Here is a 20977-nt window from a genome sequence, read left to right as displayed (position 1 = left end):
GACGCTAGTCGAGGACCACTTTCGCCAGTGATGTTTGCATAAAATGTGAATGCGGCCCCTCGAAAGCGGGGCCGCATTTTTTTTGTCTTTTTGACCCTGGTTGTATGTGCCGCCGCCGGTCGGCACCACGGAGAACGCAATGGTTTCGATACGTTTGCCTGACGGTTCTGTTCGACAGTACGAGCATCCGGTGACCGTCGCCGAAGTGGCCGCTTCGATCGGCCCCGGCCTCGCGAAAGCCGCACTCGGCGGAAAGATCGACGGGGAGTTGGTCGATACCTCCGCGCTGATCGATCGCGACGTGGCGCTCGCCATCGTCACGGAGAAGGACGCGGACGGACTCGATATCATCCGCCACTCGACGGCGCACCTGCTCGCGTATGCGGTGAAGGATCTGTACCCCGAAGCGCAAGTTACGATCGGCCCGGTCATTGACAACGGCTTCTATTACGACTTCTCGTACAACCGTCCTTTCACGCCGGAAGACCTCGAAAAGATCGAAAAACGCATGCAGGAGCTGGCGAAGAAGGACGAGCCGGTGTCGCGTCGCGTGGTGTCGCGCGACGAAGCGGTCGAGTACTTTAAGAGCATCGGCGAAAAGTACAAGGCCGAAATCATCGAATCGATCCCGGCCAGCGACGAAATCAAGCTGTACTCGCATGGCGGCTTCACGGACCTCTGCCGTGGCCCGCACGTGCCGTCCACGGGCAAGCTCAAGGTGTTCAAGCTGATGAAAGTCGCGGGTGCCTACTGGCGTGGGGACTCGAAGAACGAGCAGTTGCAGCGCATTTACGGCACGGCCTGGACGAAGAAGGAAGACCAGGAAGCGTACCTACACATGCTCGAAGAGGCCGAAAAGCGCGACCATCGGAAGCTGGGCAGGCAGCTCGACCTGTTCCACATGCAGGACGAGTCGCCGGGCATGGTTTTCTGGCATCCGCGCGGCTGGACGCTGTGGCAGCAGGTCGAGCAGTACATGCGCCGTCGCGTGAACGACGCCGGCTACCTTGAAATCAAGACGCCGTTGATCATGGACCGCTCGCTCTGGGAAGCGTCGGGACACTGGCAGAACTATCGTGAAAATATGTTCACGACCGAATCGGAAAAGCGCGACTACGCGATCAAGCCGATGAACTGCCCCGGTCATGTACAGGTATTCAACCACGGTCTGCGCTCGTATCGCGATCTGCCACTGCGTTACGCGGAGTTCGGTTCGTGCCATCGCAACGAATCGTCGGGCGCGCTGCATGGTCTGATGCGCGTGCGCGGCTTCGTGCAGGACGACGCCCATATTTTTTGTACTGAAGACCAGTTCATCAGCGAATCGATCGCGTTCAATACGCTGGCGATGAGCGTCTACCGAGACTTCGGCTTCGACAACGTCGAGATCAAGCTGTCGCTGCGTCCGGATGCGCGCGCCGGTACCGACGAAACGTGGGCTCGCGCGGAGCAGGGGCTCCGCGAGGCGCTGACGGCCTGCGGCGTCACGTGGGAAGAACTGCCCGGCGAGGGTGCGTTCTATGGCCCGAAGGTCGAGTATCACATCAAGGACGCGCTCGGCCGATCGTGGCAGTGCGGTACGCTGCAGCTCGACATGGTGCTGCCGGAGCGTCTGGGCGCCGAATACGTCGCCGAAGACAACAGTCGCCGTCGCCCGATTATGTTGCACCGGGCAATTGTCGGATCGATGGAACGCTTCCTCGGAATTCTGATCGAGCACCATGCTGGTGCAATGCCCGCCTGGCTCGCGCCGATGCAGGTCGTCGTGATGAATATCGCGGAAAGCCAGGCCGAATATGCGCAGTCGCTAGCCCAATCGTTGCAAAAACAAGGGGTTAGAGTCGAGGCTGATTTGCGCAACGAGAAGATTAGCTATAAAATACGCGAGCACACGCTGGAAAAGGTGCCGTACCTACTGGTGGTCGGCGACAAGGAGCGTGAAGCGCAAACGGTAGCCGTGCGTGCCCGTGGTGGTGTCGATATGGGTGTGATGCCTGTTGACGCCTTCATTGAGCGTCTGCGCCAGGACGTGCAGTCGTTCAACTAATCCACTTGGTACCCGGCTCGTTTTTTTTAATTTTTAGAGGAAACGTAACATCGCTACTGATAAGTCTGCGCACCGCATCAACGGTGAAATTACAGCACCCGAGGTGCGACTGGTCGGCGTCGAGAACGAACCGCTCGGCATTGTGAAACTCGCTGATGCGTTCCGCATGTCGGAACAGCAGGACGTGGATCTGGTCGAAATCGCCCCGCAGGCGGTTCCGCCGGTTTGCCGCTTGATGGACTACGGCAAGTTCAAGTACCAGGAAGCGAAGAAGCAACACGAGGCCAAGCTCAAGCAGAAGGTCATCCAGGTCAAGGAAGTCAAATTCCGCCCGGGTACTGACGACGGTGATTACAACGTCAAGCTGCGCAACCTCGTCCGCTTCCTCGAAGACGGCGACAAGACGAAAATCACGTTGCGTTTCCGTGGCCGCGAAATGGCTCACCAGGAAATCGGCATGCGCATGCTCGAACGCCTGCGCACCGATCTCGACGAAGTCGGTCAGGTCGAGCAGATGCCGAAAATGGAAGGGCGCCAGATGATCATGGTGCTCGCTCCGAAGAAAAAGAAGTAAGCACGAAGCAGTTGGCCGGAGCGGCGGCGTGCCATGTGGCCCGCGCTCCGGTAGCGCAAGGTTGCTTGATGCTGTGCTAGGTGTCCAGCGCGGTGTTGGAAAGTTTCGGAACGTCGCCCATGCAAGCGCGCAGTCGTTCCCGAAAAGCGGCCGCTGGCGGTATCGGCGGTCTGCATACCAAGTGGAATGGGTTTCGAAGGGCGGGAAATGGTCATCTGGCCGACCGCACACCCATGTCCATCTAATAATGGAGTTGTCATGCCGAAGATGAAGACCAAGAAGAGCGCTGCAAAGCGCTTCGTGGTGCGTCCGGGCGGTACCGTCAAGCGCGGTCAGGCCTTCAAGCGTCACATTCTTACTAAGAAGACCACCAAGAACAAACGCCATCTGCGCGGCTCCACGGCAGTTCATGATTCCGATCTGAACTCCGTTCGCGCAATGCTGCCGTTCGCTTAACCCTTAACCGACACTCATAGGAGCGAAACATGCCTCGAGTAAAACGTGGGGTTACCGCACGGGCCCGTCACAAGAAGATCATCAAGCTGGCCAAGGGTTACCGCGGCCGTCGCAATAACGTCTATCGCATCGCCAAGCAGGCGGTCATGCGCGCAGGCCAGTACGCCTACCGCGATCGCCGCAACAAGAAGCGTGTGTTCCGCGCACTGTGGATCACGCGTATCAATGCGGCGGTGCGTCAGCACGACATGACGTACAGCGTGTTCATCAACGGCCTGAAGAAAGCGTCGATCGAACTGGACCGCAAGGTGCTGGCCGACATGGCTGTGTTCGACAAGGCTGCTTTTGCTGCGATCGTTCAGCAGGTGAAAGCCGCCGTTGCAGCCTGATTGCGCTTCTGGCAATTAAAACTGCGTGGTTCGTTGCAGCGAACACCGGTCGTCTCGGTGACGCTGCAACAAAAACGGGGCTCCTCACCGAGCCCCGTTTTTGTTGGTAGAACCAGTTTTGTTTCGATAGAACACTGACGTTGAAATGATGGGATCAATGGATCTGGACCAGATTGTCGCCGACGCGCAAAAAGCCTTCGCAGAAGCCCCCGACGTCACCACCCTCGAGAACGAGAAAGCGCGCTTTCTCGGTAAGGCGGGTGCGCTGACCGAGCTGTTGAAGGGTCTTGGCAAACTCGATCCTGAAACGCGCAAGACAGAAGGCGCTCGGATCAACCTCGTCAAGCAACAGGTCGAAGCGGCGCTGACGGCACGTCGTCAGTCGCTCGCCGACGCGCTTCTGAACCAGCGCCTCGCCGCTGAAGCGATCGACGTCACGCTACCGGGCCGCGGCGCCAATGCAGGCAGCCTGCACCCCGTGATGCGCACCTGGGAGCGCGTCGAGCAGATTTTCCGTACGATCGGATTCGACGTGGCCGACGGCCCCGAGATCGAAACCGACTGGTACAACTTCACTTCGCTGAACAGCCCGGAAAACCATCCGGCGCGTTCCATGCAGGATACCTTCTACGTCGACGGCAAGGACGCCGACGGCCGCCCGCTGCTGCTGCGTACGCATACGAGCCCGATGCAGGTACGCTACGCGCGTACCAACACGCCGCCGATCAAGGTGATCGTGCCCGGCCGCACGTATCGCGTGGATAGCGACGCCACGCATTCGCCGATGTTCAACCAGGTCGAAGGCCTGTGGATCGACGAAAACATCAGCTTCGCGGACCTGAAGGGTGTCTATACCGACTTCCTGAAAAAATTCTTCGAGCGCGACGACATTCTCGTGCGCTTCCGACCGTCGTATTTCCCGTTTACCGAACCGTCGGCCGAGATCGACATGCAGTTCGAAACGGGCAAGAACGCGGGCAAGTGGCTCGAAATTTCGGGCTCCGGCCAGGTGCATCCGACAGTGATCCGCAACATGGGTCTGGACCCGGAGCGCTACATCGGCTTCGCTTTCGGCAGCGGCCTCGAGCGTCTCACGATGCTGCGTTACGGCGTGCAGGACCTGCGCCTGTTCTTCGAAAACGACCTGCGTTTCCTGCGTCAATTCGCATGAACCGGCGCGCACGAGCGTGACAAAGCATAGAACGCGGTAGCGCACCCGGTGCGCACCGCGAGCGTCCCCGGCAGAGCTCGCTGAACCGGCGCAAGATCACCGGCTTTACGAAGAGATTACCGGCTTTACGAAGCACCTGCCGGACGTGGACCTAACCTGATCAGAACGTACACAGAACCATGCAATTTCCGGAATCCTGGCTCAGAACTTTTGTCGATCCGCGACTGACCACCGACGAGCTGTCGCACGCGTTGACGATGGCGGGTCTCGAAGTCGAAGACCTGCGGCCGGCCGCGCCGCCGACCTCGAAGATCGTCGTCGGCCAGGTGCTGGAAGTCGTCAAGCACCCGGATGCGGACAAGCTCAACGTGTGTCAGGTCAACGCCGGCACCGGCGCGACGCTGAACATCGTATGCGGCGCTCCGAACGTGGCGCCCGGCATCAAGGTGCCGGTCGCGCTGGTCGGCGCGCAACTGCCGCCGGCCGAAGAGGGCGGCGCACCGTTCGCGATCAAGCTGTCGAAGCTGCGCGGCGTGGAAAGCCAGGGCATGCTGTGCTCGGCGCGCGAGCTGAAGCTCTCCGAAGATCACAGCGGTCTGATGATCCTGCCGGAAGATACGCCGATCGGCCAGGACATCCGCGAGACCCTCAACCTCGACGACACCGTTTTTGAAATCAAGCTGACGCCGAACAAGGCCGACTGTTTGTCGGTTTTCGGCGTCGCGCGCGAAACGTCGGCGATTACCGGCGCGCCGTTGCGCCCGCTCGACATCAAGCCGGCTCCAGTCAAGCTCACTGAAACCCTGCCCGTGAAAATCTCGGCGCCCGATCTGTGCGGCCGTTTCTCGGGCCGCGTGATCCGCGGCGTCAATGCGCGCGCGAAGTCGCCGCAATGGATGGTCGAGCGTCTCGAGCGCTCAGGCCAGCGCAGCATCTCCGCGCTCGTCGACATCTCGAACTATGTGATGCTCGAGCTGGGGCGTCCGTCGCACGTGTTCGATCTCGACAAGATCCACGGCGGCATGGACGTGCGCTGGGCCCGCAAGGGTGAAACGCTGAAGCTGCTGAACGGCAACACGGTCGAGCTCGATGAAACGGTCGGCGTGATCGCCGACGAGCAGCATATCGAAAGCCTCGCGGGCATCATGGGCGGCGACAGCACCGCGGTCACGCTCGACACCACCAATATCTATCTCGAAGCCGCATTCTGGTGGCCCGATAGCATTCGTGGCCGCTCGCGCAAGTACAACTTCTCGACCGATGCAGGTCATCGCTTCGAGCGCGGCGTCGACTACGCGACGACCGTCGATCATATCGAGCGCATCACGCAGTTGATCCTCGACATTTGCGGCGGCGAAGCGGGTCCGGTCGACGATCAGATCGTCAACGTGCCAAAGCGCGCGCCCGTGAAGATGCGCGTTTCGCGCGCGAACCGCATCATCGGCGTCGCGATCGGCGCCGATGAAATCGCACAGATCTTCACGCGCCTCGGCCTGTCGTTCGAGCGCGACGGCGATACGTTCTCGGTGATGCCGCCGTCGTACCGCTTCGATATCGAAATCGAAGAGGACCTGATCGAAGAAGTCGCACGTATCTACGGCTTCGAAAAGATTCCGGCGCGCCCGCCGGTCGCGACCAGCGAAATGCGCGCGACCAACGAGACGCAACGCTCGATCCACGCGATCCGGCATGCACTCGCCGCGCGCGACTACGCGGAAACGGTGAACTTCACCTTCGTCGATGCCGAGTGGGAGCAGGACTTCGCAGGCAACAGCAACCCGGTGCGTCTGATCAACCCGATCGCCAGCCAGCTGTCGGTGATGCGTACGACGCTGTTCGGCAGCCTGATCCATGTGCTGCGCACGAACCTGAACCGTCGCGCGGCGGACCGTGTACGCGTGTTCGAAGCGGGCCGCGTGTTCCTGCACGATCCGTCGATCAAGGCTGGCGAGCTGACCGTCGAAGGTTTCGCGCAGCCGAAGATGATCGGCGCGCTCGCTTATGGTCCCGCGCTCGACGAGCAGTGGGGCGCACCGACGCGTGCTGTCGACTTCTTCGACGTGAAGGGAGACATCGAAGCGCTGGTCGCACCGGCGGTCGCGCGGTTCGTGAAGGCCGAGCATCCGGCGCTGCATCCGGGACGCAGCGCGCGTATCGAATTGAATGGTCGCGCAGTGGGCTGGATTGGCGAATTGCATCCGCGCTGGATGCAAAAATATGATTTGCCGCATGCGCCGATTCTGTTTGAAATCGAAGCGGAAGCATTAATGCAGCGGGTATTGCCGATTCCGTCGGAAGTTTCAAAATTCCCGCCGGTACGACGTGATATTGCGGTGGTCGTCGATCAGAAAATCGAGGTTCAGGCGCTGCTCGACGAGCTGCAGAAGGCCCAGTCCGAGCCGGCCTGCAAGGCTGTCCAGAAGATTGCACTTTTCGACGAATTTCGTCCAAAATCAAACACTTCCGGTGGTCTGGCCGCGCACGAGAAAAGCCTTGCGTTCCGGGTGACCTTGCAAGATACTGGCGGAACCCTTCAGGATGAAACGGTCGATCTGGCTATTCAAACTCTGGTGGAACGTCTGGCTCGAGTATATGGCGCACGGTTGCGCGGATAACCCGCATTTATCATTTGCACGGCTGTTTCCGCATCCATTGTTTTACGCTTGGCGCGCCATTTGATAGATATGAATGAAATGAACTCGAGTGATTTCGAAGCGCTTCTTACGGCGCAACGCAGCGCCATGATTCGAGAAATTCCGACATCACCCGCCGTCGTTTCCAATGAAACGCCGACGCTCACCAAGGCGGAACTTGCCGAGTTGCTGTTCGACAATGTCGGGCTCAACAAGCGGGAAGCGAAGGACATGGTCGAGGCGTTCTTCGAGGTGATCCGCGATGCGCTCGAGAGCGGAGACAGCGTCAAGCTGTCGGGCTTCGGCAACTTCCAGTTGCGCGACAAGCCGCAGCGTCCCGGCAGAAATCCGAAGACGGGCGAGGCGATTCCGATCGCGGCGCGTCGCGTGGTGACGTTTCATGCAAGTCAAAAGCTGAAGGCGCTCGTCGAAAACGGCGCCGAAGCGAGCTTCGCGCGCTGATCGACTGGCGCGCTTCCGGGCAACCCATCACGGCTAACTGACGATGACAGCGACGATCGAAAAAGTCGTCTTGCCTCCGATTCCGGCGAAGCGCTACTTCACGATTGGTGAGGTCAGCGAACTTTGCGGCGTGAAGCCCCACGTGCTGCGTTACTGGGAGCAGGAGTTCACCCAGTTGAGGCCGGTCAAGCGGCGCGGCAATCGTCGGTATTATCAGCATCACGAGGTGCTGCTGATCAGGCGGATTCGAGAGTTGCTGTACGAGCAGGGTTTTACGATCAACGGGGCGCGCAACCGGCTCGATTCGCATAGCGGCGGTGGGCCGGAAGCGGCGGTCGAAGAAGGTGAGGCCGCCGGCGCAGCCGCGGGGCAGGTGCAGGCATCGGCGGCAACGGTTGCTGTCGATGTCGAGAAGTTGCGCGAGGAACTGCAGAGCGTAATCGATCTGCTGGGCCACTAGTTCCATCGGCTCGTTCGTTTTGTTCGCGTCGGGCAGTTCTAATCGAATGAAGTGTCTGTTATAATTTTTTTTCTGTTCGGGGCGTAGCGCAGCCTGGTAGCGTACCTGCATGGGGTGCAGGTGGTCGGAGGTTCAAATCCTCTCGCCCCGACCAAGATCAAAAAGGACTTACGGTGAAAGCCATAAGTCCTTTTTTCTTGCCCGTCGCGGATAACTGCGACGCCGCTCGTCTCCGTCAAGCAGGTCGCCTCATGATCAGACCTGCGCGAGCGAAACCGCAGCCCCCAACGCCACGAACCGCTCCAAATGATGATCCTCATCCCCAAGCTGATGATCGATCATCACGAGCCGCTTCGCGTAATGCGCAAGCGGCAACTCCCAGGTCATGCCGATCCCGCCATGCAGCTGGATGCATTCCTCCGCGACTCGCGTGCCGATGCGGCCGATGCTGTACTTCGCCGCCGACACCGCGCGCTCGCGCGCATTGCGTTCACCATCGAGCACTGCCGCCGCATTGATCACTGCCGAGCGCGCCTGCTCGATTTCGAGCAGCAAATCGGCCATGCGATGCTGCAATGCCTGGAAGCTGCCGATCGGCACGCCGAACTGCCTGCGCGTGCGCAGATAGTCGAGCGTGTAGTCTTTCGCGACGTCCATGGCGCCGACGGCTTCCGCGCACAGCGCGAGCACGCCGCAGCTCACCGCATATTCGAGCGTCGCAAAGCCCTGGTCCACTGAGCCGAGCACGGAGTCGTCGCCGAGCGTGACATTGTCGAGCGTCACTTCGGCCGCGCGTCCTCCGTCGATCTTCCGATAGCCGCGCACGCTCACTCCCGCCGCGTCCCCCGGCACCAGAAACAGCGTGATGCCAGCTTCGGCATCCTCCTCGCCGCTCGTGCGTGCCGAGACGAGGAACACCTGAGCATGCTCGCCATGCTGAACGACGGCCTTCGCGCCATGCAAAGTCCACACGCCGCTGTTGCCCTCAACGCTGCGCCGCGCGCGCGTCGTTGCGACCCGAGCCAGTTCGTAATGACTGTCCGGTTCGCCATGCGCGAGCGCAACGATCCGCGAACCGTCGATCAACGAGCCGAGCGCCGCTTTTTGCGCGTCACTGCCGCTGCGAGCGATCGCCCGTCCGACGATCAGCGTATCGAGAAACGGCTCGACGACGAGCCCCCGGCCGATACTCTCGAACACGACGGAAATATCGAAGCCGCCGCCGCCAAAACCGCCGCTCGCTTCATCGAACAGTGCGCCGATCACGCCAAGCTCCGCGAAGCGCGCCCACAGATCGGGGCTGAAGCCTTGCGTCGAGCGCGCGATCTGATCGCGCGTCGCGAAGCCGTACTGCTCGCTGATAAACCGGTTCAGCGTATCCGCCAGCATGCGGCGATCTTCGGTGTGCTGGAAATTCATGACGTGCGCCTTTTACAGTCCGAGGATCATTTTGGAAATGATGTTCTTCTGGATTTCGTTCGAGCCGCCGAAGATCGACAGCTTGCGATTATTGAAGTACTGCGACGCGGCACTCGCGGCTTCGTCCGGGCCGACCGGCACGCCATCGAAGCCTTCGTACAGCGCTTCCTCGACGAATGGCTGCGCATAAGCGCCCATCGCGCGCCGCGTCAGCGACGAGATTTCCTGACGGATTTCGGTGCCGCGAATCTTCAGCATCGAACTCTCGGCACCGGGCACGCCGCCGCCCGCCACGGCCGCGATCACGCGCAGGTTGGTCGTCTTCATGTTCTCGAGGTCGATCTCGACGCGCGCCATGCGTGCCGCGAACGCGGGATCCTCGGCGAGCGGCCGGCCATTGCGGAGCTGTTTCGCGGCGATCTTGCGCAGACGATTGAACGCGGCGACCGAAAAGCCGACGCCCGCGATATTGGTGCGCTCGTACGTAAGCAGATATTTTGCGTAAGTCCAGCCCTTGTTCTCCTCGCCGACGAGATTCTCGGCAGGCACGCGCACGTCGGTGAAAAACACTTCGTTGACTTCATGCTCGCCGTCGAGCGTGATGATCGGCCGCACTTCGACGCCCGGCGTGTTCATGTCGATCAGCAGAAAGCTGATGCCTTCCTGTTTGCGCACGTCGGTCGCGGTGCGCACGAGGCAGAAGATCATGTTCGCGTAATGCGCGAGCGTGGTCCACGTCTTCTGGCCATTGACGATGTAGTGTTCGCCCTGCACATCCTTGCCGCGCACCGCCGTCGTCTTGACCGACGCAAGGTCGGAGCCCGCGCCCGGCTCCGAATAGCCCTGGCACCACCAGTCGGAACCATCGAGAATGCGCGGCAGCCAGTGACGCTTCTGCGCGTCGCTGCCGTACCTGATCAGCACCGGCCCGAGCATGTTGACGCCGAACGGTACGACGCGCGGCGCGCCGGCCAGCGCGCATTCGTTCTCGAAGATGAACTTCTGCACCGCGTTCCAGCCCGGGCCGCCGAACTCCTTCGGCCAGTGATTCGCGAGCCAGCCTTGCGCGTTCAGAATCGCGTGCCACCCGGCCATGTCGTCGCGCGTCAGACGCCGGCCGCCGTGCACCTTGTCGGCGAGGCCTCGCGGCAGCTTGTCGCGCAAAAACGCCAGCACGCTGGCGCGAAACGCTTCTTCTTCGGGGGTGAAGTTCAGATCCATCGCAGTCGTTCCGTCCGGTTCGTGGCGGCTCAGGCCGTCGTGTTCAGGCTCGCGAAATCCGCTCCGCGCTCGACCAGTTCGACGAGCAGCGGCGACGGCCGCCAGAACAGCGGGTCTTCCTTCGCGAACTCGCGGATGTCGGCGAGGATCGTCGCCAGCCCGACGCTATCCGCGTATTTCATTGGACCGCCGCGGTAGCGCGGAAAGCCGTAGCCGTACAGCAGCGTCACGTCGACGTCGAGCGGGCGCAGCGCGATGCCTTCGTGCACGACGTTCGCGCCTTCGTTGATCATCGCGGCCATATAGCGGCGCATGATCTGCTCGTCGGTGAAGCTGCGCGGCGTGACGCCCGCGCGCTTGCGTTCGGCGTCGATGATCGCCTCGACTTCGGGATCGGGCATGCCGCCGCGCGATCCTTCGGGGTACAGATAGAATCCGCGGCCGGTCTTCTGGCCGAACCAGCCACGCTCGCACAGGCGGTCGGCGATCTGCACGTAGCGTGCGTTCGGGTCGCGCGTGGCCGCGCGGCGTTTGCGCGCCGCCCAGCCGATGTCGCCGCCCGCGAGATCGACCACCTGGAACGGGCCCATCGGCAAGCCGAACGCGCGCACGGCCGCGTCGATCTGATACGGCGACGCACCGTCTTCCATCAGCGCGTCCGCGGCGGCGCGATAGACGGCGAGCAGCCGATTGCCGATGAATCCGTCGCACACGCCCGCGCGCACCGGCGTCTTGCGCAGCTTCTTCGCGAGCTCGAACGCGGTCGCGACGACGTCGGCGCTGACCTGCTTCGGCACCACGACTTCGAGCAGCTTCATGATGTTGGCGGGGGAGAAGAAGTGCAGACCGATCACGTCGGCGGGGCGCGAGGTGCTGGCCGCGATCGCTTCGATATCCAGATACGACGTGTTGGTCGCGAGCACCGCGCCGGGCTTGCAGACACGATCGAGCTCGGCGAACACGGCCTTTTTGACGCCGAGATCTTCGAACACGGCTTCGATCACGAGGTCGACGTGAGCAAGCGCATCGTACGACGTGCTGCCGCTCCAGCGCGCCATCGTCGCGGCTTTCTTCTCGGCGGTGAGGCGGCCCTTGGCGATCAGCCCGTCGTAGACCTTGTCGATGTGCGCGCGGCCGCGCGCGAGCGACGCTTCGTCGCGTTCGATCATCGTGACGGGCAGACCCGCGTCGAGCACCGCGACCGCAATGCCCGCGCCCATCGTGCCGCCGCCGATCACGCCGATCGCCCCGAGCGCGCGCGGTTTCGCGTCGCGCGTTTCGGGCGCTTTCAGCACTTCGCGCTCGGCGAAGAACGCGTGCACGAGACCTGCGCGCTGCGGGCTGTCGAGGCATTGCAGGAACAGCTTGCGTTCGAACTTCAGGCCTTCGTCGAAGGGCTGTTCGATCGCGGCTTCGACCGCGTCGACGATTTTCAGCGGCGAGAACAGGCCCCGCGCTTTCTTCGCGGTTTCGTCACGAGCTTTCGCGACGGCGGCGAGGCTCGCGGCGCGATCGCTCAATGCGGCGGCGTCGCGCGTACGACGCATCGGCGCGTGCGCGGCGAGCAGTTCGTGCGTGTAGGCGAGTCCTTCGGCGAGGATGTCGCCGCTGTCGCCGAGACGGTCGATCAGACCTAGCGCGAGCGCTTCCTTCGCGCTCGCATGACGGCCGCTCAGGATCAGATCGAGCGCGGCCGGCGCGCCGATCAGGCGCGGCGTGCGTTGCGTGCCGCCCGCGCCGGGCAGCAGACCGAGCTGCACTTCGGGCAGGCCGAGCTTCGCGCCGTCCACGGCGATCCGGTAATGCGCGGCGAGCGCCACTTCGAGCCCGCCGCCGAGCGCGGCGCCATGCAACGCGGCAATCACGGGTTTCCCGCAGGCCTCGATGCGATTGCACACCTCCGGCAGCGAAGGCGGCACCGGAGGCTTACCAAACTCGCGAATATCGGCACCGGCGATGAAGTTGCGCCCCGCGCCGACGATCAGCACGGCTTCGACGGCGCGCTCGGCGTCGGCGGCTTCGATCGCGTCCAGCAGGCCGCGCCGCACCTCGGCCGAGAGCGCGTTGACCGGCGCGTGGTCGATCGTGACGAGCAGTACCTTGCCGCGCAATTCGCGCGTGACGACGTCGGCTGAAGAGGATTGGTTCATCGTGGGTGTCTCCGTATCCAGGGTGGCGAATTGCGCCGGATCGTCCCATTCTGGAGTGGTCAACGTTCATTGACAATCACATGGTTGATTGACAGACTGTCAAAATTATTTTGACAACGACGCGGCCATGGACGTCAACTCGCTGACCCTGCTCGTCGACATCCTCGACGCCGGCAATCTGAGCGAAGCGGCGCGCCGGCTCAAGATGAGCCGCGCGAACGTTAGCTATCACCTGAACCAGCTCGAGCGTTCCGTGGGCCTGCAATTGGTGCGGCGCACCACGCGCCGCGTCGAGCCGACCGAGATCGGTCTACGGCTCTACGAGCACGGCCGCACTATTCGCAACGCGTTGCTCGCCGCGCGCGAGTCGGTGGCGACGCTGGGCCAGAGCCTGCAGGGGCGGGTGCGGCTGAGCGTGCCGAGCGGCTATGGCCAGCTCGTGATGTCCGACTGGCTGATCGCGTTCAAGCGGTTGTATCCGGGCATCGTGCTAGACGTGATGTTCGAGAACCGCGTCGAGGATCTGATGCGCGACGAAATCGACATCGCGGTGCGCGTGATGTCGGAGCCGCCGCAAAACCTCGTCGCGCGGGACATGGGGCCGGTCCGGTACGTGGCCTGCGCATCCCCCGAATTCGCGCGGACGCACGGCATGCCCGCGACGCTCGACGACCTGCGCGCCGCGCCGCTGATTACCGCGGCCGTGATCGGCAAGCAGTTGCGGCTCGCCGCATATTTGCGCGACGAGCGTCATGAAGTGCTGCTCGAACCGACGATTATTTCCGAGAACTTTCTATTTTTACGGCAGGCGGTGCTGGCCGGTCTGGGCGTCGGACTCGTACCCGACTATGTGGTGCAGGACGATCTGAAGCGCGGCGCGGTGCTGACCGCGCTCGATGCCTGGCGGCTCAGCATCTTCGGCACCCACATGTACATGCTGTACATGCCGAACCGGCACCACACGCGCGCGGCCGCGACGTTCATCGACTTCGTGCTGGAGCAGGCGCAGGGCTCGGGCAGGGGCGCTGCGAACTGAAGCGGCGAACTCAGGCGCCGAGTCTGCGCGCGATGGCCGTCGTGACCATCGGCACGCCGACGCGCAGCAGCTTGCGCACGCCTTCGTCGCTGCCGACTTTCTCCACCGCGTTGTCGATCATCGCCTGCATCACGCTCGCCGGATAAAACTCGCGAAACAGCTCGTTGGCGCCGGTTTGCTCGAACAAGTGATGCAGGAACGACCCGACGGGCGGCCCGATGCGCTTGAAGAGCCCCATCTTGACGATCCGGTTGTTCCACAGATGCAGCGTGTACGTGTCGGAACAGAGCGCCGCGCACTCTTCGAAATAGCGCGGCAGGAACACCTTGTAGTAATCGTTGAAATGCACCGGATAGAACAGGCTCTCGGGAAGCCCGGCCTTCACGCCGTAGACGGCGGTCAACAGACGAGGGCCGGTGTCGCCCCACTTCAGTGCGGTGCCTTTCATCGCTTCGATCCGTTCGATTGCCTCGTGCAAGCGCGGCTGATCCGGATCGAGCCTCAGAATCGCATTGCAGATGCTCGTCTGGTTTTCCCGTCCGATCAGATCGCCCTTGGCGTTGAGATCGAAATCACGAAGCAGCAGCATGTCGGTGTCGACCCAGATCTCGTCGGTCTTCGTGAACATCACGAAGCGGAAATAGTCGGTGAAATGCTGCATCGACGGCACCCCGCAAATCGGGAAGTCGTTCAGCGAATCGCGCGGCAATATCGTGGTCGCGTCCTTCGCGGCTACGCCGGGCGGCAATCCGGCGATCGGCTCGTAGCTATAAAGCGCGACCTCGCTGCCGTACTGCGTGAACGAACTTAGGCAGGCGACTTCATAGGGAGAAAGTTCCGGGCCGTGCCAGAACGATGCAAATCTTGCCTTGCGCATATGTCATCCGGGGGGAGCGATCATGCGGCGCAACATAGGCGCCGAAGCTGTGTAACGATCCTAGACGGGGACGGCACAGGTCAGACGTAAAGGGCTTGAATCACACAGGAGTTGTCGCAAAACGTTGAGTTCAGTGCGACCGGTCGGCGATTATGGGCGGGACTATGTCGTATTTGGCGAATCCAGTTGCGCAAGGCGACGCGTCGAACGGGACAGGCAAGATCGTGGGCTAAACTGCGGAACACCGGCCACGCGCGGAAGTAGCAAGCGATGGGCCATGCGGCAGCCCATGCAGCGATAACGACGATATTCAGGAGACACGATGAACCTCGACGGCGAGACTTACGATTCGCTCACGACCAATTTCACGTGGCGCATTCCACCGCGCTACAACATCGGCGTCGATGCATGCGACAAGTGGGCCGATGGCTCGGGGCGTCTCGCGCTGATCTATGAAGATGCCGAAGGCCGCGCGACCCGCTATACGTTCGATGAACTGAAAGCGCTGTCCGACCGCTTCGCCAATGCGCTGCTCGCGGCGGGCGCACGACGCGGCGAGCGCATCGGCATCTTCCTGTCGCAATCGATCGAAACGGCCATCGCACATCTCGCTGCCTACAAGGCCGGCATGGTCGCGGTGCCGCTGTTCGCGCTGTTCGGCGTGGACGCGATCGAGCATCGGCTCGGCGACAGCGGTGCGGTCGCGCTGATCACCGATCACGCCGGCGTCCAAAAGATCGACGAAATCCGCGGCGCGCTGCCGGAGTTGCGACATGTGTTCAGCGTCGATATCGAGGAGGATGACGAAGCATCGGACGCGCCCGTGCGGTCGTTCTGGCAGGCGTTGCATGGCGCTCCTGCTGAATTCACGCCGGTCGATACCGCTGCGGACGAGCCGGCGATCATCATCTATACGTCGGGCACGACCGGAAAACCGAAGGGCGCGTTGCACGGGCATCGCGTGTTGCTCGGCCATTTACCCGGCGTCGAGATGTCGCAGCAGGGCTTTCCCGCGCACGCGACGCTGATGTGGACGCCCGCGGACTGGGCGTGGATCGGCGGTCTGTTCGATGTGCTGCTGCCGTCGTGGCATCACGGCGTCGCGGTGCTCGCGCGCCGTTTTGCGAAATTCGACGGCCACGCCGCGTTCGATTTGCTCGCGCGTCACGCGGTCTCCCATGCGTTTTTACCGCCGACCGCGCTGAAGATGATGCGCGGTGTCGAGCGGCCCGCTCATCTGCGGCTCGCGTTGCGCTCGGTCGCGAGCGGCGGCGAATCGCTGGGCGAGGAACTGATCGGCTGGGGGCGCGACGCGCTCGGCGTGACGATCAATGAGTTCTACGGGCAGACCGAGTGCAACGTCGTGGTGTCGTCGTGCGCGGCGCTGTTCGAGCCGCGCTTCGGCGCGATCGGGCGCGCGGTGCCGGGGCACCATGTCGCGATCGTCGATGCCGCCGGCAACGAACTGCCGCCCGGCGCGATCGGCGATATCGCGGTGGCCGCGCCTGACCCGGTGATGTTTGTCGGCTACTGGCGCAACGAAGCGGCGACGCGCGAGAAATTTCGCGGCAAGTTTCTGCTGACCGGCGATCTCGGCACGCGCGACGCGGACGGCTTCATTCGCTTCGTCGGCCGCGGCGACGACGTGATCACGAGCGCCGGCTACCGGATCGGCCCCGCATCGATCGAAGATTCGCTGCTGCGTCATCCGGCCGTCGCGATGGCCGCCGTGGTCGGCGCGCCCGATAGCGAGCGCACCGAAATCGTGATGGCGTTCGTCGTGCTGAAAGCGGGCTTCGTCGGCGACGATGCGCTGGTGCGCGAGATCCAGCAGCACGTCAAGACGCGTCTGGCCGCGCACGAATATCCGCGCGAGATTCGCTTCGTCGAAAGCCTGCCGATGACGGCCACCGGCAAGGTGATCCGCAAGGCGCTGCGCGAGGCGTTGGGGGAGACCGGCGCGCACGACCCGGACGCGGTCCCACCGGCAAAAAACTGAGTCTGCTACGATGACCCACCCACGATGAGAATCACAGCGGAGACATGGAATGCGCCCCGAGAGTGCCATTCGTTTCGATCAGGAGTTCGCGCCGCGCATTGCCGAGGCGATCGCCGCGTGCGTCGCGACGACCGTTCACACCGACGTGCTGCCGCATGGCGAGCCGGGGCAGCCCACCCGCGTGCGGATTCACGCAACGCCGCTCGATGAACTCGGTCATTACCCGCATCCGTTGAATCTGTATCTGACCTGGGACAGCGATGAAATAGAAAGACTGATGGGCGAGCAGGGCGTGACGCGCTTCGCCAGATATCTGGCCGCGCTGCCGCGCAAGCTCAATGCGTGGACCCAGGCGCGCGAACTCGATTTCTCCACGCACACGCAGGGTGAGCCGGTTACGTTGATCGGCGGGCTCGATTTCGAAGCGTAGACGCCCGCGCGCGATTGCGGGTTGGCGGGTGTGCGCTCGAGATAGCTGGATAAAAAACGGCCGCTGTGCTCGAAGAGCCAGCGGCCGTTACTTTTGCAGCGTTGGCTGACAGCGGCGTTCAGCCGCCCAGCGCCGGATCGCTGATGCTGTCATTGCCCGTCTCGACGTGACCGGCGATGCGGCGTGCGAACGTCGGGTCGGTATCGACGGTGATCGCGAGATCGTACCAGCCGTATGCTTTGCGCAGATCGAGGTACAGATTGTCGGTGTCGCCGCCGCGCACCCAATGCTTGATCACATGGTTCCTGTCGTACGCGTTGACGATCGTGAACTGGCAACGCGCGCTGCCGACGTTCTCGAGCCGCAGTTGGAGATTGCCGTTCGCGACATCGTAGCCTTCGGCGACGGCGGGCCGTGCGGTATCCGAACCATTCCACCAGTTCCGCGCAACCACTTTGCCCGCGAAGCGGCGCAGGAAGCCGTTCGGTCCGTGCACGCTGAAGTCGTAGCTGCCATCGGCATTGAGCATCAGCGTGTCCTGCAGATGCTTGCCCGCTTCGACGGTATAGCTGCGCGGCGCGTCTGCGCTATTGGCCGCGTACACGAGGAACACGGCGCCCGCGCGGCCCGTGTTGACGAAGCGCATCGTCAGCTTGCCGTTCGCGCCTTCGTCGACGCGCACGAACAGTTCGTACGGCAGCGCGCGTGCCGGGCGCACGCCCGCTTCCTGCTTCGGCACCGTCTGCACCGTCGGCGCTTGCGGCACGTAGTCCGGGTGACGGTTCTGGTCGGGCGGCACGTAACCGCTCGTGCTCGGCAGCGACGGCACCGACGCGTTCGGATTCGCGAAGTTGAACGCGGAGGTCAGATCGCCGCACACCGCGCGACGCCACGGCGTGATGTTCGATTCGCCGAGATTGTGCCGGTGACCAAAGCGCTTTTCGATGAAGCGGATCACCGACGAGTGGTCGAATACTTCCGAGCATACGTAGCCGCCTTTGGACCACGGCGACACCACCAGCATCGGCACGCGCGGTCCGAGCCCGTACGGCCCGGCGACGTTCTTCGGATCGCCCGCATAGATCTCGTTCGTGACGTCGACGGTCGACAGACCGTTCGCGCTCGACGCGGCCGCGAACGGCGCGGCGATGTGATCGAAGAAGCCGTCGTTTTCGTCGTAGTTGATCAGCAGCACGGTCTTGCTCCACACGTCCGGGTTCGACGTGAGGATCTGCAGCACCTGGTCGATGTACCACGCGCCGTAGTTGGTCGGCCAGTTCGGGTGTTCGCTGTACGCTTCGGGCGCGACGATCCACGACACCTGCGGCAGCGTGCCGTTTTGCACGTCGCGCTTCAGGATGTCGAAGTAGCCGTCGCCGTTCGCCGCGTTGGTGCCGGTACGCGCATTGTCGTACAGCGGGTTGCCCGGCTGCGCGTTGCGGTACTGGTTGAAATAGAGCAGCGAGTTGTCGCCGTAGTTGCCGATGTACGCGTTCTGCGTCCAACCCCACGAGCCGTTCGCGTCGAGCCCGGTGCCGATGTCCTGATAGATCTTCCACGAGATGCCCGCGTCCTGCAGCACTTCGGGGAAGGTCGACCAGCCGTAGCCGAGCTCCGAATTGTCGATCACCGGGCCGCCGCCGCTGCCGTCGTTGCCGACCCAGCCGCTCCACATGTAGTAGCGGTTCGGATCGGTCGGACCCATCAGCGAGCAGTGGTACGCGTCGCAGATCGTGAATGCGTCGGCGAGCTGATAGTGGAACGGGATGTCATCGCGCGTCAGGTAGGCCATCGTGGTCGCGCCTTTCGACGGCACCCACTGATCGTTGCGGCCGCCGTTCCATGCGGCGTGCGTGGTGCCCCAGTCGTGCGCGAGATCCTGCAGGAATTGCAGGCCGAGGTTCGGCGCGCTCGGACGGAACGGCAGCACGTAGCTGGCGCCGGTGGTATCGGTGGTGAGCGGCTGATACCACACCGGCTGGCCATTCGCGAGCTTGATCGCGCGCGTGTCGCCGAAGCCGCGAACGCCCTTGAGCGTGCCGAAGTAGTGGTCGAACGAGCGGTTCTCCTGCATCAGCACGACGATATGCTCGACGTCGCGGATCGTCCCGGTGCGGTTGTTGGCCGGAATCGCGAGCGCATTGCGGATGCCGGGCGGCAGCATGCTCAACGCGGTAAAGGAACCGGCGGCTTGCGCGGCCGAGCGCAGAAAATCACGGCGATTTGTTGAGGTCATGGTTGTGGCTTAGATCTTCGGTGGAGGAAAAAGGCACGGGGAAGACGACTTGCGGTACTGAAACGGCAATGCTGCGTCGGACGCGCGAAGGCAGGCTAGTCTCCCCGCGCGGCGCGATTCTCAATCGACGGTATGGATGACGGGGCGGGCAAGCGGCGGCGCAGCGGCGGACAAGGCCGTGCCGGCTTCGGATGCCGGTGCCGCTGGTGTCTGGATCGTCAGCGTCGGCGGCGCGGGGTCGGCCGGCGGCGGGGCGATCGATGGGTCGCCCGGGCTGGCGGCGGAATGTTCCGTTGAACTGATCGTATCCGTGCTCGGGGGCGGGTCGTCGTTGCTGCACGCTCCCGCTAGCGCGCACAGCGCGATGACCGCCACGGCGCCGGTCAAACGTTTGCGGCGCGGCGCACGAATCGGCTTCGACACGAAAGGCATGGCACTGTCTCCGGGCGAGGAAGGGATGCCTCGCCATCGATGTGCCGAGGTCAGCGATGCGCAAGCATAATCGCCGAACCGTGTAATTTTTATGAAGTATCGGTAACAGCCACGGCGCCGCTTATCGCTGCGCGCGGACGAACGCAGCGATCGCGTCGTTGAGCGCGGCGGGCGCATCGCGATGCGGCGAGTGTCCGCACGCGTCGAGCTTCACGAGTTTTGCATGCGGCACGCGCGCGCCGATCCTATCGATCTGCGCCATCGTGCCGTAGTTATCGTCGTGGCCCTGGATCGCGAGCAGCGGTCGGCGGATCGGCGCGAGCGCCTCGACGATCGACCACTGCCTGAACTCGGGATCGAGCCAGATATCGTTCCAGCCGTAGAACGCGGAATCGACGTCCGCGTGATAGCGGGCGAGCTTCGCGCGTAGATCGGTTGTTTCGTAAAGCTGCTTCATCTGGGCGATGCTTTGCACCGAGATGTCTTCGACGAATACGTGCGGTGCGATCACGACCGCGCCCGCGAGCGCACCGGGATACAGCGCCGCGTACAGCAGAGCGATCGAACCGCCGTCGCTATGGCCGATCACCCACATGCGCTGGCGTTGCCGCAAGCCGATATCGAGCGCGTCGAGCAAGGCGGGGAGAATGTCGCGCGCCTGCGCGGTCATGAAATCGACCGGCCATTTCTCGTCAGGCGCACGCGGTGTCGAGAGTCCGTAACCGGGCCGCGAATAGACGAGCCCGCGCATGCCGAGCCGCTCGCACAACGTCTGCGGCCAGTCGCGCCACATCGCGATCGAGCCGAGCCCTTCATGCAGGAAGACCGCGATCGGTGGATCGTCGTGTTGAGCATTCGCCTGCTCGTTGACCCATTGGTACTCGATGCGCAGCGGCCCATGCGACGTGGTCGCCGGCAGTTCGGCGAAGCCGCTGGCGGGATTCGTGGAGGGAGCAGCAGGGGCGGTACCTCGGTTCTGCATCAA

Annotated in this window: 18 protein-coding genes and 1 tRNA gene; 12 read left to right on the top strand and 7 right to left on the bottom strand. The window is 63.0% G+C overall.

Translation table 11 applies throughout. The annotated features are described in order from the left end of the window. The first annotated feature begins 139 nt into the window (after nucleotides 1-139). The 9 genes from thrS (at nucleotide 140) to AB3X89_RS29985 (ending at nucleotide 8346) form a co-directional block, all read left to right on the top strand. Nucleotides 140-2047, top strand: coding sequence for a threonine--tRNA ligase (gene thrS, locus AB3X89_RS30025; protein ID WP_368586522.1), 1908 nt, complete (start codon nucleotides 140-142; stop codon nucleotides 2045-2047). A 49-nt stretch (nucleotides 2048-2096) separates the two neighbouring features. Then, a complete protein-coding gene (gene infC / locus AB3X89_RS30020) occupies nucleotides 2097-2621 on the top strand; it encodes a translation initiation factor IF-3 (protein ID WP_075643713.1) in 525 nt (174 codons plus the stop codon). Between the two features lie 258 nt (nucleotides 2622-2879). After that, on the top strand, nucleotides 2880-3077 hold the full coding sequence (gene rpmI / locus AB3X89_RS30015; protein ID WP_006052501.1) for a 50S ribosomal protein L35: 198 nt from the start codon (nucleotides 2880-2882) through the stop codon (nucleotides 3075-3077). Nucleotides 3078-3106: 29 nt separating this feature from the next. Next, a complete protein-coding gene (gene rplT / locus AB3X89_RS30010; RefSeq protein ID WP_006052502.1) occupies nucleotides 3107-3466 on the top strand; it encodes a 50S ribosomal protein L20 in 360 nt (119 codons plus the stop codon). Nucleotides 3467-3623: 157 nt separating this feature from the next. Continuing rightward, a complete protein-coding gene (gene pheS, locus AB3X89_RS30005; RefSeq protein ID WP_018435256.1) occupies nucleotides 3624-4637 on the top strand; it encodes a phenylalanine--tRNA ligase subunit alpha in 1014 nt (337 codons plus the stop codon). Between the two features lie 179 nt (nucleotides 4638-4816). Further along, nucleotides 4817-7252 carry a phenylalanine--tRNA ligase subunit beta gene (gene pheT, locus AB3X89_RS30000; protein ID WP_368586521.1) on the top strand — a complete coding sequence of 812 codons (2436 nt, stop codon included), beginning with the start codon at nucleotides 4817-4819 and terminating at the stop codon, nucleotides 7250-7252. 69 nt (nucleotides 7253-7321) lie between these two features. After that, nucleotides 7322-7732, top strand: coding sequence for an integration host factor subunit alpha (locus AB3X89_RS29995; RefSeq protein ID WP_176108086.1), 411 nt, complete (start codon nucleotides 7322-7324; stop codon nucleotides 7730-7732). A gap of 43 nt (nucleotides 7733-7775) precedes the next feature. Continuing rightward, nucleotides 7776-8192, top strand: a complete 417-nt coding sequence (locus AB3X89_RS29990; RefSeq protein WP_368586520.1) for a MerR family transcriptional regulator — start codon at nucleotides 7776-7778, stop codon at nucleotides 8190-8192. Between the two features lie 77 nt (nucleotides 8193-8269). Further along, a tRNA-Pro gene (locus tag AB3X89_RS29985) sits at nucleotides 8270-8346 on the top strand. Nucleotides 8347-8447: 101 nt separating this feature from the next. Here the strand turns inward: AB3X89_RS29985 and AB3X89_RS29980 are convergent. The 3 genes from AB3X89_RS29980 to AB3X89_RS29970 are packed head-to-tail and all read right to left on the bottom strand — an operon-like array spanning nucleotide 8448 to nucleotide 12982. Continuing rightward, nucleotides 8448-9611, bottom strand: coding sequence for an acyl-CoA dehydrogenase family protein (locus tag AB3X89_RS29980; RefSeq protein WP_368586519.1), 1164 nt, complete (start codon nucleotides 9609-9611; stop codon nucleotides 8448-8450). 12 nt (nucleotides 9612-9623) lie between these two features. Beyond that, entirely contained in the window at nucleotides 9624-10832 is a 1209-nt protein-coding gene (locus AB3X89_RS29975) for an acyl-CoA dehydrogenase family protein (RefSeq protein WP_368586518.1), read from the bottom strand. Nucleotides 10833-10861: 29 nt separating this feature from the next. After that, nucleotides 10862-12982: a 3-hydroxyacyl-CoA dehydrogenase NAD-binding domain-containing protein gene (locus AB3X89_RS29970; protein WP_368586517.1), complete on the bottom strand. Its 2121-nt coding sequence runs from the start codon at nucleotides 12980-12982 to the stop codon at nucleotides 10862-10864. Between the two features lie 127 nt (nucleotides 12983-13109). Here AB3X89_RS29970 and AB3X89_RS29965 point away from each other — a divergent pair, with 127 nt between their 5' ends. Beyond that, entirely contained in the window at nucleotides 13110-14018 is a 909-nt protein-coding gene (locus AB3X89_RS29965; protein ID WP_368586516.1) for a LysR family transcriptional regulator, read from the top strand. Nucleotides 14019-14028: 10 nt separating this feature from the next. Here AB3X89_RS29965 and AB3X89_RS29960 read toward each other — a convergent pair whose 3' ends face one another. Then, a complete protein-coding gene (locus tag AB3X89_RS29960; protein WP_368586515.1) occupies nucleotides 14029-14895 on the bottom strand; it encodes a hypothetical protein in 867 nt (288 codons plus the stop codon). A gap of 322 nt (nucleotides 14896-15217) precedes the next feature. Here AB3X89_RS29960 and AB3X89_RS29955 point away from each other — a divergent pair, with 322 nt between their 5' ends. Together AB3X89_RS29955 and AB3X89_RS29950 are read left to right on the top strand one after the other, a co-directional pair. Next, entirely contained in the window at nucleotides 15218-16894 is a 1677-nt protein-coding gene (locus AB3X89_RS29955; RefSeq protein ID WP_368586514.1) for an acyl-CoA synthetase, read from the top strand. A gap of 49 nt (nucleotides 16895-16943) precedes the next feature. Further along, a complete protein-coding gene (locus tag AB3X89_RS29950; protein WP_368586513.1) occupies nucleotides 16944-17324 on the top strand; it encodes a DUF5594 family protein in 381 nt (126 codons plus the stop codon). A gap of 118 nt (nucleotides 17325-17442) precedes the next feature. On the opposite strand, the gene AB3X89_RS29945 is transcribed toward AB3X89_RS29950, so the two are convergent. The 3 genes from AB3X89_RS29945 to AB3X89_RS29935 form a co-directional block, all read right to left on the bottom strand. Further along, nucleotides 17443-19560: a phosphocholine-specific phospholipase C gene (locus tag AB3X89_RS29945; RefSeq protein ID WP_368586512.1), complete on the bottom strand. Its 2118-nt coding sequence runs from the start codon at nucleotides 19558-19560 to the stop codon at nucleotides 17443-17445. A 120-nt stretch (nucleotides 19561-19680) separates the two neighbouring features. Beyond that, on the bottom strand, nucleotides 19681-19992 hold the full coding sequence (locus AB3X89_RS29940; protein ID WP_368586511.1) for a hypothetical protein: 312 nt from the start codon (nucleotides 19990-19992) through the stop codon (nucleotides 19681-19683). 121 nt (nucleotides 19993-20113) lie between these two features. Further along, complete coding sequence (locus tag AB3X89_RS29935; RefSeq protein WP_368586510.1) at nucleotides 20114-20974, bottom strand: alpha/beta fold hydrolase; 861 nt, start codon at nucleotides 20972-20974, stop codon at nucleotides 20114-20116. Nucleotides 20975-20977: the final 3 nt, after the last annotated feature.

The organism is Paraburkholderia sp. BR14320, assembly GCF_040948665.1.
GTDB lineage: Bacteria > Pseudomonadota > Gammaproteobacteria > Burkholderiales > Burkholderiaceae > Paraburkholderia > Paraburkholderia youngii.
The sequence above is the reverse complement of the archived record's forward strand: the minus strand, read 5'-3'. Positions and strand labels throughout refer to the sequence as shown.

What these genes read in the sequence shown, in the direction of transcription:
- rplT (WP_006052502.1), top strand. Translation starts at nt 3,107, where the DNA reads ATGCCTCGAGTAAAACGTGGGGTTACCGCACGGGCCCGTCACAAGAAG.
- AB3X89_RS29935 (WP_368586510.1), bottom strand. Translation starts at nt 20,974, where the DNA reads ATGCAGAACCGAGGTACCGCCCCTGCTGCTCCCTCCACGAATCCCGCC.
- AB3X89_RS29975 (WP_368586518.1), bottom strand. Translation starts at nt 10,832, where the DNA reads ATGGATCTGAACTTCACCCCCGAAGAAGAAGCGTTTCGCGCCAGCGTG.
- AB3X89_RS29990 (WP_368586520.1), top strand. Translation starts at nt 7,776, where the DNA reads ATGACAGCGACGATCGAAAAAGTCGTCTTGCCTCCGATTCCGGCGAAG.
- AB3X89_RS29970 (WP_368586517.1), bottom strand. Translation starts at nt 12,982, where the DNA reads ATGAACCAATCCTCTTCAGCCGACGTCGTCACGCGCGAATTGCGCGGC.
- AB3X89_RS29955 (WP_368586514.1), top strand. Translation starts at nt 15,218, where the DNA reads ATGAACCTCGACGGCGAGACTTACGATTCGCTCACGACCAATTTCACG.
- pheT (WP_368586521.1), top strand. Translation starts at nt 4,817, where the DNA reads ATGCAATTTCCGGAATCCTGGCTCAGAACTTTTGTCGATCCGCGACTG.
- AB3X89_RS29945 (WP_368586512.1), bottom strand. Translation starts at nt 19,560, where the DNA reads ATGACCTCAACAAATCGCCGTGATTTTCTGCGCTCGGCCGCGCAAGCC.
- AB3X89_RS29980 (WP_368586519.1), bottom strand. Translation starts at nt 9,611, where the DNA reads ATGAATTTCCAGCACACCGAAGATCGCCGCATGCTGGCGGATACGCTG.
- AB3X89_RS29995 (WP_176108086.1), top strand. Translation starts at nt 7,322, where the DNA reads ATGAATGAAATGAACTCGAGTGATTTCGAAGCGCTTCTTACGGCGCAA.
- AB3X89_RS29965 (WP_368586516.1), top strand. Translation starts at nt 13,110, where the DNA reads ATGGACGTCAACTCGCTGACCCTGCTCGTCGACATCCTCGACGCCGGC.
- AB3X89_RS29950 (WP_368586513.1), top strand. Translation starts at nt 16,944, where the DNA reads ATGCGCCCCGAGAGTGCCATTCGTTTCGATCAGGAGTTCGCGCCGCGC.
- thrS (WP_368586522.1), top strand. Translation starts at nt 140, where the DNA reads ATGGTTTCGATACGTTTGCCTGACGGTTCTGTTCGACAGTACGAGCAT.
- pheS (WP_018435256.1), top strand. Translation starts at nt 3,624, where the DNA reads ATGGATCTGGACCAGATTGTCGCCGACGCGCAAAAAGCCTTCGCAGAA.
- AB3X89_RS29960 (WP_368586515.1), bottom strand. Translation starts at nt 14,895, where the DNA reads ATGCGCAAGGCAAGATTTGCATCGTTCTGGCACGGCCCGGAACTTTCT.
- rpmI (WP_006052501.1), top strand. Translation starts at nt 2,880, where the DNA reads ATGCCGAAGATGAAGACCAAGAAGAGCGCTGCAAAGCGCTTCGTGGTG.
- AB3X89_RS29940 (WP_368586511.1), bottom strand. Translation starts at nt 19,992, where the DNA reads ATGCCTTTCGTGTCGAAGCCGATTCGTGCGCCGCGCCGCAAACGTTTG.